The organism is Pseudomonas sp. GM60, assembly GCF_000282415.1.
Taxonomy (GTDB): domain Bacteria; phylum Pseudomonadota; class Gammaproteobacteria; order Pseudomonadales; family Pseudomonadaceae; genus Aquipseudomonas; species Aquipseudomonas migulae.
Window position 1 is genome coordinate 1 of the sequence record NZ_AKJI01000117.1, and the last position, 6,670, is coordinate 6,670.

General features: G+C 59.3%; 9 protein-coding genes. 3 read left to right on the forward strand and 6 right to left on the reverse strand.

Annotated elements, in window-relative coordinates:
* Positions 1-144: 144 nt before the first annotated feature.
* The 3 genes from PMI32_RS30065 to PMI32_RS04380 all read right to left on the reverse strand — a co-directional run bounded on the left by PMI32_RS30065 (position 145) and on the right by PMI32_RS04380 (position 1,390).
* The gene (locus tag PMI32_RS30065) at positions 145-339 is read right to left on the reverse strand and encodes a hypothetical protein (RefSeq protein ID WP_008033689.1); all 195 of its coding nucleotides are present in this window, start codon (positions 337-339) and stop codon (positions 145-147) included.
* A 19-nt stretch (positions 340-358) separates the two neighbouring features.
* Positions 359-565 carry a DUF6021 family protein gene (locus PMI32_RS30800; protein ID WP_008033692.1) on the reverse strand — a complete coding sequence of 69 codons (207 nt, stop codon included), beginning with the start codon at positions 563-565 and terminating at the stop codon, positions 359-361.
* Between the two features lie 96 nt (positions 566-661).
* Positions 662-1,390: a hypothetical protein gene (locus PMI32_RS04380; RefSeq protein WP_008033693.1), complete on the reverse strand. Its 729-nt coding sequence runs from the start codon at positions 1,388-1,390 to the stop codon at positions 662-664.
* 167 nt (positions 1,391-1,557) lie between these two features.
* On the opposite strand from PMI32_RS04380, the gene PMI32_RS30465 reads away from it, so the two are divergent.
* Positions 1,558-1,728, forward strand: coding sequence for a hypothetical protein (locus PMI32_RS30465; protein ID WP_177318896.1), 171 nt, complete (start codon positions 1,558-1,560; stop codon positions 1,726-1,728).
* An 81-nt stretch (positions 1,729-1,809) separates the two neighbouring features.
* Here the strand turns inward: PMI32_RS30465 and PMI32_RS04375 are convergent, their stop codons facing one another.
* The gene (locus PMI32_RS04375; protein WP_008033694.1) at positions 1,810-2,559 is read right to left on the reverse strand and encodes a TerC family protein; all 750 of its coding nucleotides are present in this window, start codon (positions 2,557-2,559) and stop codon (positions 1,810-1,812) included.
* Between the two features lie 29 nt (positions 2,560-2,588).
* Positions 2,589-2,831 (reverse strand): hypothetical protein, encoded by a 243-nt coding sequence (locus PMI32_RS04370; protein ID WP_008033695.1) that lies wholly within the window; start codon positions 2,829-2,831, stop codon positions 2,589-2,591.
* A gap of 135 nt (positions 2,832-2,966) precedes the next feature.
* On the opposite strand from PMI32_RS04370, the gene nhaR reads away from it, so the two are divergent.
* Positions 2,967-3,866 carry a transcriptional activator NhaR gene (gene nhaR, locus PMI32_RS04365; RefSeq protein WP_008033698.1) on the forward strand — a complete coding sequence of 300 codons (900 nt, stop codon included), beginning with the start codon at positions 2,967-2,969 and terminating at the stop codon, positions 3,864-3,866.
* Between the two features lie 3 nt (positions 3,867-3,869).
* Here nhaR and PMI32_RS04360 read toward each other — a convergent pair whose 3' ends face one another.
* Positions 3,870-5,024, reverse strand: coding sequence for an MFS transporter (locus tag PMI32_RS04360; RefSeq protein ID WP_008033699.1), 1,155 nt, complete (start codon positions 5,022-5,024; stop codon positions 3,870-3,872).
* Positions 5,025-5,303: 279 nt separating this feature from the next.
* Here PMI32_RS04360 and sstT point away from each other — a divergent pair, with 279 nt between their 5' ends.
* The gene (sstT, locus tag PMI32_RS04355) at positions 5,304-6,536 is read left to right on the forward strand and encodes a serine/threonine transporter SstT (protein WP_008033700.1); all 1,233 of its coding nucleotides are present in this window, start codon (positions 5,304-5,306) and stop codon (positions 6,534-6,536) included.
* The last annotated feature ends 134 nt before the right edge of the window (positions 6,537-6,670 follow it).

A 6,670-nucleotide genomic window follows, 5' to 3' on the forward strand; every position in this document is an offset into this window, starting at 1 on the left:
GCGAGGCACCGAACGAAAGGGGCAAAAGCCCTTTGGTTACTTTGGGGCTTTTCCAAAGTGACTCGCCGTAAGGGCGAAACCAATAGCCGCCGTTACCGCAATAACGGATATACCCCCAACCCACTGAACGCCAAACCGAAAACCTCAATCATTCGGCAACGGCATCTGATCATCATCCGGAACACCATCCCCCGCACTCGGATCCCTTGGCGTCACCACCGGCCTGATCAATGGATCACGCATCGGACGATCCGGGTCCATCACAGGATCAATATCATCCTCCACAGTGGTTGGAACACTGTCCGGACGCTTGTCGTCAAAACTCGAATCAGTAGACATACACACCTCCCACAAAACGTCAGGGTTTCAAATTCGCGAGCGGGTCGTAAGGTTTGGCGGGAGCCTTGCCCGCCTCGCCCGGTTTAACATCCCTGGGCGCCCTGGCAGGTCCGATGGGGTCGACCTGAGGGTCGGCAAGGTCCGGTGAATCCGGATCGAAACCCAACTCATTGCCTGAAGAATGCTCGGACGAGTGCGGGCCGGAGGGTGAAGTGGGATGTGTCATGGACGCCTCCTTGGAACGGACCCGGAAACATCCGGGCCCTTATCCTTTAGAGACCAATCGCACGTGGCAGTGCCGGGCAGATGACGAACGGGAAGCTTACTGCGAAGTCAGCGCCTTCTTCGCACGGGCAGCGGCCTGCTCCTGGCCGGCCTGCGCCAGATCGTTCGCCGCTTTCAACCAACGCGACTGATCAACGTTGGCCGGAATCTGCTCCGGTTTCTGGATCAGCACCGCCCAGCCACCCGCATCCTTGAACGACGACTCAAACGAGCTGAAGCTCATCAACTCCCGACGATTCAATCCCGAACGCAGCAACACAGTCCGCTTCTGACGGTTGTACCCGGCGAGAATGGCGTAACGCGGTTCAGCCCAGAACGCCGAGCCTTCAGTGAAGCGCACCATCACCGGGTAACCCGCCGCAACCTGGGTCAGCAACGCAGGCAAATGGCTGTCGAGTGGGTAAACGACCATCCCGTACTCGCGGGCGAGGTTCTGCATGTTCTGCTGCAATTGCGCTTCGGCGCCCGGCAGGTGCAAAGGCTTTTCGAGCAACCCCGGGGTAATCACGATGCCCTGCTGGGCCAACAGACTGGCCAGCACTTGGGGTCCGCTTTGAAAGCTTTGCCCACGGTAGAACGTCCCGCTGAGTTCCACGCGTTCCGGCAGACGCTTGACCTCCGGCGCCACACTGCCCGCGCAGCCAGCCAGACCTGCAACACAGCCCACAATCAGGGCTGCCGTTCGAATTCGCGAAAATACCCGCACCATCATCACTCTCTTGTTCAGACGCCAGGTGTCCGTGCTCCCGGCTTGGCCGTTGATCATAGGACGCCGCGCGACAGCGGTATAGCCTTAACCGGCAGTTGATTGCGTTCGATAGAGCGAACTGATTGGTCGGCACCGACCTTTGGTCAATAGCCTGCAACATGGCAGCGACTAGACTGTCACTTGCAAAGCGTGTGTGCCCGAAGCAGGGCGAAGAGGAGGCACTGATGAGCCTGACAATGACCATTGTGATGTTGATTTTCAGTTGGCTGGCTGTTGCCGCCGCCATGTTGTGGGGAGTCCTGCGAATTGCCCGCCGACACCATCACCACCCCGCCCAGCCGGCTCGGGTGACGAAAACCGATAAACCGGCTGCACGTCACGCAACCGCGCACTGACGGATACTTTTTAATACCCCAAATACAAACGGCCGCCTGGACTCTTGCGAGTGCAGGCGGCCGTTTTCGTTTCAGCCCAGGTTACGCTTCAACGGCAATGCGCTTCTGCTTGGCCCGTCGCGACATCATGTTCAAGCCTTCAATCGTTGCCGAGAACGCCATGGCTGCGTAGACGTAGCCTTTCGGTACGTGGGCGCCGAAGCCTTCGGCGATCAGCGTCATGCCGATCATGATCAGGAAGCCCAGCGCCAGCATCACCACCGTCGGGTTGTCGTTGATGAACTTGGCCAACGGGTCAGCCGCCAACAACATCACCAGCACCGACACCACCACCGCGATGATCATGATCGGCAAATGCTCGGTCATGCCGACAGCGGTAATAATGCTGTCGATGGAGAACACCATGTCCAGCATAAGGATCTGACCGATCGCGGCGGCAAAGCCCAGGGTCACGGTCGAGGTCGCCGACTTCGGATCTTCCGGCGCCGGGTCCATGCTGTGATGGATCTCGGTGGTCGCCTTCCACAACAGGAACAAGCCGCCGGCGATCAGGATCATGTCCTTCCAGGAGAACGCGTGGCCGAGGATCTCGATCACCGGCTCAGTCAACTGGACGATGAACGCGATGGTGCTCAGCAGTGCCAGTCGCAGGATCAGCGCCATGCCGATACCAATGCGCCGCGCCTTCTGCCGATGCTGCTCCGGCAGTTTGTTGGTCAGGATCGAGATGAAGATCAGGTTATCGATGCCGAGCACGATTTCCATCACCACCAGCGTGGCCAGGGCGACCCAGGCGGTGGGGCTTGCAGCAAGTTCTAAAAGGTATTCCATGGGTCAGTCCTGACTCGTTTTAAGACGGTTTAGATTTCCTGGGACGACGATTCGGTTTTCTCTTTATCGTCGCCCGATGATTCTTTCTTGCTGACCAGCCCGCCGGTGGCATCGCTGAGCGCTTGCTCGGCGGCTTTGTGGGTGTCGTCAATCGCTTGCTTGGCGGATTCGGCAGCCTTGCCCATCAGTTGCTGAGCGCTTTTTTCGGCCTGGTCGCAACCGGCCAGCACCAGTAAAGACGCAATCAACAGTGCCGTGGTTTTAAGCTTCATGATGCATTCCTCGATAGAACAAAACGGGCCGAAACGATGGCCCGCTGATAGCGAGGCATTCTAGGGAGGCAAACACTTCAGGAAAATTCGTATTTTTAGCGGTTATACTTCGGTTTTCACGAACTGTAGGTCGCCATGCTCAACTATCGACAACTGCATTACTTCTGGGTCGTGGCCAAGACCGGCAGCATCGTGCGCGCCTGCGAACAGCTGAACCTGACGCCACAGACCATCAGCGGGCAGATTTCTCTGCTCGAACAAACGTATGGCATCGAGTTGTTTCGTCGGGTTGGCCGACAGCTGGAACTCACCGAAGCCGGACGCCAGACCCTGCCCTACGCCGAGCAGATGTTTCAGCTCGGCGGTGAATTGGAGCTGATGCTGCGGGCGCAACCCAATGAGCAACAGATTCTGTTTCGGGTTGGAGTGGCTGATGTGGTGCCCAAATCCATCGTCTATCGCCTGATCGCGCCGACCATGGAGCTGAGCGAACCGCTGCGTATTACCTGTCGCGAAGACAAACTCGAACGCTTGCTCGCCGACCTGGCGATTCAGCGCCTCGATCTGGTGATCTCCGACAGCCCGATGCCGTCGCACCTCGACATCAAGGGCTACAGCCAGAAACTCGGGGAATGCGGGATCAGCTTCTTCGCCACCGCCGAACTGGCGGCGCAGTACGGCCAGGATTTCCCGCGCAGCCTGCACGGCGCACCGCTGCTGATTCCGGGGCCGGAAACCGTGGTGCGCAGTCGTTTGCAACGCTGGTTTGCCGAGCAGCAGATTCAGCCGCGCATCGTCGGCGAGTTCGACGACAGCGCGTTGATGCAGGCCTTCGGTCAGTCCGGCAGCGGGATTTTCATCGGCCCGAGCGTGATTGCCGATGAAGTGAAGCGTCAGTGCGGCGTGGAATTGATTGGCCAGACCGACGCCGTGACCGAGTCGTTCTACGCCATTTCGGTGGAGCGCAAGGTCAAGCACCCCGGCATCGTTGCGATTACCGAAGGTGCCCGACGCGAGCTGTTCACCGAGATATGAGGGTCAGGCGCAGACTTCGCGAGGTTTGAAGGTCATCAGCGCCATGGCCAACAGGATCGAGATCAGAATAAAACCCGCCGCCGCAAAGCCAAGCCCACCCAGGCCAACGCTGTCGATCACCCGGCCACCGACCATCGCGCCCAGACCGATACCGAGGTTGGCGCCGGCAATGTTCAGCGACGCGGCAAAGGCCGGCGCCTCAGGCGCGGCTTTCATCAAACGCACATGGCTGACCAGGAACAACGCCGCTTGTGTCACGCCCCAGATGCCCATTGCCGCCGCCAGACCCAGCGGCGAATGGATGTTCGGCACCAGCGTCACCATGCCGGCAATCATGAACGCGCAGAACGTCACGGAAGCGATCAGCGGATGACGATCCACCGCGCGACCGCCCAACGAGTTGCCGATCAGGCCCACCGCGCCGAAGCCCATCAGGCACCAACCCACCACGGTGCCGTTGAAACCGGCCAGCCGCTCAAGAATGTCCGCCAGATAGGTGTAAGCGGTGAACATGCCGCTGAACACCAGGATCGACAGCAACACGTGCCCGATCATCAACGGGCTGCGCAGGATCTTGAACTGCGAACGGAAGCTCACCTGGTGTTGATGCAGGCTGGTTTTGGGCAGGTAGATAAACAGCAGCAACGCCTTGGCAAACGCGATCACCGCCAGAATGCCGAAGGCACTGCGCCAGCCGAACGCATCGGAAATCAACGTACCCACCGGAATACCGAACACCGTCGCGCAAACGATGCCGAAACCGATCTTGGCAATGGCGCGCCCGGCGTAATCCGGCCCGACGATGTCCACCGCCGTTTCACTGGCCAGGGCCCAGAACACTGGTAGCCCGAGTGCGGGGATCAACCGCGCAACGGCCATCACCCAGATGTTCGGCGCAAACGCCGCGAGGGTGTTGGCCAGACCGAACATGATCAACACCGAAATGAACAGCTTGCGCCGTTCGAACCGGGCGAAGTACGCGGTCAGGAACGGCCCGAACGCCGCGACAGTGAAGGCGAACAACGTGACCAGCAAACCGGCCTGGGGGATGGTGACTTCGAGATCCCGGGCGATTGCCGGCAACAGGCCGACGATGATGAATTCCGTGGTCAGCACCGTGAAACCGGCGGCGGACAACAGAAGGATGGGCAACAGCATGCAGAACTCCAGAAAACGACAACACCAGCGATAGCCCGAAGGCTCACTGGCAGACATGAAAATGAGGATGCGCAATCTTAACAGAGTGTTTCCAAAGGCGGTTGCACGAACCTGCACATCGCGTTTAACAGGCGGGCGGCAGATCGTCACAGGTCTGAGGGATGCGGACGACGCTGTGATAAAGTCCGCGCCCTGCGATTCGTACACCCTGTTCATCCGTCCTTTAATGGCCGCGATGTCGCGACACCCCGCACCTAATAAAATCAGAGATGCCGTTTTATGACCGCTTCATCCCCTTCGCTATTGCAACGCTTGAAACGCTTGAGCCTGGTTACGCAAATCATCATCGGCCTGCTCGCCGGGATTGCCCTGGCGCTGGTTGCGCCGGACGTGGCGAAGTCCACTGCGTTCATTGGCAAAGTGTTCGTCTCGGCGCTGAAAGCCGTCGCGCCGATTCTGGTGTTCGTGCTGGTCATGGCGTCGATCGCCAACCACAAGCACGGCCAGGAAACCCACATCCGGCCGATTCTGTTTCTGTACTTGCTGGGCACGTTTGCGGCGGCCGTGGTCGCGGTCGTGGCCAGCATGATGTTCCCGTCGAGCCTGGTGCTGTCCACCCACGACGTCGCGGTGACGGCGCCGGGCGGTATCGGTGAAGTGCTGCAAAGTCTGCTGCTGAGCGTGGTGGATAACCCGGTCAGCGCGCTGATGAATGCCAATTTCATCGGCATTCTGGCGTGGGCCATCGGCATGGGCGTCGCCATTCGCCACGCCGGTGACACCACGCGTGAAGTGCTCGGCGACTTGTCCAACGGCGTGACCCTGATCGTGCGCCTGGTGATCCGTTTTGCACCGCTGGGGATTTTCGGCCTGGTGGCGTCGACCCTCGCCACTTCCGGTTTCGGTGCCTTGATCGGCTACGCGCATCTGCTGGCGGTGTTGCTGGGGTGCATGCTGTTTGTGGCGCTGGTGATGAACCCGGTGATCGTGTTCTGGAAGCTGCGTCGCAACCCGTATCCGCTGGTGATCATGTGCTTGCGTGAAAGTGGCATCACGGCGTTTTTCACCCGCAGTTCGGCGGCGAATATTCCGGTCAATCTGGAACTGAGCAAGCGCCTGGGTCTGCATGAGGACACTTATTCGGTTTCGATTCCGCTGGGTGCGACGATCAACATGGCGGGTGCTGCGATCACCATTACCGTGCTGACTCTGGCGGCTGTGCATACGCTGGGTATTGCCGTGGACATTCCGACTGCCATCTTGCTGAGTGTCGTTGCGGCGATTTGTGCCTGTGGCGCTTCGGGTGTGGCGGGTGGTTCGTTGTTGCTGATTCCACTGGCGTGCAGTCTGTTCGGCATTCCGAGTGAAATCGCCATGCAGGTGGTGGCGGTTGGTTTCATTATTGGTGTGTTGCAGGATTCGGCGGAGACTGCGCTGAATTCTTCGACTGATGTGCTGTTTACGGCGGCGGCTTGTTTGGGTGAGGACGAGAAGGCTCAGCGTTTGGCGTGATGCGCTGTTTGGTGGCTGTTTGGATTTTGGACATATCCGTTTCTTCGGTAACGGCCACATAGGGTTTCGCCCTTACGGCGAGTCACTTGGAAGAGCCCCAAGTAACCAAGGGCTCTTGCCCCTTTCGTTCGGTG